Genomic DNA, 1681 nt, shown 5'->3' on the forward strand with positions numbered 1-1681 from the left:
GCGGAGATCGGGCTCGTCGACCAGCTCGCCGCCCGCCTCGGCGAGGCGGACCGCGCCGGCGCCGCCATCCTCGACCATCTGCGCCGCCATCTCGCCCTCGAACACTGGCGGGCCTGCCAGCTTGCCGCGGACGTCGCCACCCGGCTACCCGCTGTCCCGGACGATCCGGGCGGGCTCGCGGGCCTGGCCGCCCGCGTCGACGACGCCGATCCCGCGACGGTCACCGCGCTCGCGATGGTCCTCGGCGCGGCGGCGGACCGAGCCGCCCGTAGCCAGCCGCGCGCCGAACGGCTGATCCGGCGCGCGCAGCGCAACGGCCTCGGAGCCTGATCCGCGCGCCCGGTCCCACCCTGCCGGTCCCACCCTGCCTGTTCCGCCGGTGTCTGTTCCGCCGGCGTCGTGGTGTCAGTGCGCGGCGGGCGGTTCCCCGGCCACGGCCGGCTGCTCCTCGTCCGGCTGCTGCTGGGGCGCCCGGTCCTGGGCGGGTTGGTCCTCGATGGGCAGCGTCTGCCCGGTCTCCAGCAGCGTCTTGAGGTTCGACAGGATCGCCGGCCACCCGCCGCTGATCGACTCCAGCACCGTGCTGCCGGGGTCGAAGTCGGTGTGGACGACGGTGAGCTGCACCGTTGCGCCGACCGGCTTGAGGTCGAACACGACCCGGGAGCGGCGCTCGGCGCGCACGGTGGCCTGGAACTCGTCCGCGAACCCGAACGCGGCGGCGAGCTCGGGGGTGAAGGTGTGCCAGGTGTAGGACAGCTGCCGTGGTGGATCGGCCGCGAGGACGACCTGCTCCGGATCGGCGACCGTCACCCCGCTCTGGCGCCAGACGACCGGTGAGCCGACTCGCCAGTCCGACTCCAGGGCCGCCCCCCAGTAGCGCACCGTGAAGTCGGGATCGGTCAGCGCCTGCCACAGGCCCTGCGGGGTGGTGCGGATGTAGGTGATGTAGACGAACTCGGTGCTGCTCATCGGCTCGGACTCCAGTGCCGTCGACAGGTCGGTGGGCGCATACACGCGCTCGGCGGTGGTACCGGCTGATCCAGCGCCCGCCGACCACGTCGATCGACGCGGCGCGGTGGTGGCTCAGCTTCTCCCGGCCGCGCCCCCGTGGTCAGCAGCCCCGCCGCCAGCACCGCCAGATGCTTGCACACCGACTGGCAGGCCTCGTCCGGCCGGAGTGGCACGGCGTGGCAGGTGTCCGGTGGACTTGTGGTGGAGAGGAACTGATCCGTGCGATCTTTCCTCGGCCTGGGCGGCCGTCTCCTGGCGGCGGCAGGGCTGCTTGTGCTCATCCTGGCCGGTACCGGTGCTCTGATCGTCCACGGGCCCGGCCAGGTGCGGGACTGGGACACCGACGCCGAGCGCTGGTTCGCCGACCACCGCGCCGGCGGCCTGGTCCGCCTCACCGCGGACGCGACCTACCTCGCCGACACCTGGACGGTCGTCGCCGCGACGGCGGTGCTGGCGGCGGCCGCCGGGTGGTGGACGCGGCGCTGGTGGCTGCCCGCGGGGATCATCCTGCTCACCGCGGGGGAGACCGCCGTCTACGAGGCGTCCAACGCCCTCGTGGACCGGCCGCGCCCCGCGGTGCCCCGGCTCGACCCGGGGGATCCGCTGGCCAGCTTCCCGTCCGGGCACACCGCCGCCGCCGTGTGCCTGTACGGCGGCCTGGCCCTCGTGC

At 74.4% G+C, this 1681-nt stretch carries 1 protein-coding gene and 2 pseudogenes; 2 read left to right on the top strand and 1 reads right to left on the bottom strand.

The window, feature by feature from the left end; genetic code table 11:
• Positions 1-330: pseudogene (locus ND748_RS31505) on the top strand (hypothetical protein); the annotation flags it as partial.
• A 75-nt stretch (positions 331-405) separates the two neighbouring features.
• Here the strand turns inward: ND748_RS31505 and ND748_RS31510 are convergent.
• A complete protein-coding gene (locus ND748_RS31510) occupies positions 406-969 on the bottom strand; it encodes an SRPBCC family protein (protein WP_251749938.1) in 564 nt (187 codons plus the stop codon).
• 261 nt (positions 970-1230) lie between these two features.
• On the opposite strand from ND748_RS31510, the pseudogene ND748_RS31515 reads away from it, so the two are divergent.
• Positions 1231-1681 (top strand): annotated as a pseudogene (locus tag ND748_RS31515) (phospholipid phosphatase); the annotation flags it as partial.

Source organism: Frankia sp. AiPs1 (assembly GCF_023716945.1).
Taxonomy (GTDB): domain Bacteria; phylum Actinomycetota; class Actinomycetes; order Frankiales; family Frankiaceae; genus Frankia.